The sequence below is a fragment of the Pseudomonas sp. 2822-15 genome (genome assembly GCF_002742515.1).
In the GTDB taxonomy this organism is placed as follows: Bacteria; Pseudomonadota; Gammaproteobacteria; order Pseudomonadales; family Pseudomonadaceae; genus Aquipseudomonas; species Aquipseudomonas salomonii.
This window is the reverse complement of the sequence record NZ_LJRY01000318.1, coordinates 1-268: the sequence shown is the minus strand read 5'-3', so window position 1 is coordinate 268 and position 268 is coordinate 1. Positions and strand designations below refer to the sequence as shown.

Annotated in this window: 1 protein-coding gene; it reads right to left on the bottom strand. The window is 39.6% G+C overall.

The window, feature by feature from the left end; genetic code table 11:
- Nucleotides 1–45 precede the first annotated feature (45 nt).
- The coding region (locus AOA59_RS32510) for a hypothetical protein (RefSeq protein ID WP_158235274.1) at nucleotides 46–268 on the bottom strand (223 nt) is incomplete at its 5' end.

The following is a 268-nucleotide window of genomic DNA, read 5'->3' as shown; positions in this document are numbered from 1 at the left end:
CCTCTATAGTAAACTTGTTACTATATCCAGACTGAGACTTATATCTTAAAACAGTGTTGCTTGTCCGTCATCATCGGTCTCTTCTGCATTTGCTTTATCTGAGTCTATTGGATGATCAGATGAAGGAGACGTGCCTCCATCTGCTTCTCCTTCTCCTTCTTCTCCAGTACCAGGTTCCACCCAAACTTCTTTTACATCACCAGTTTCATCTGTATCAAACTCAAACGAACCATTTGTATAACGGTCATTATATCTCACTGTATTTACA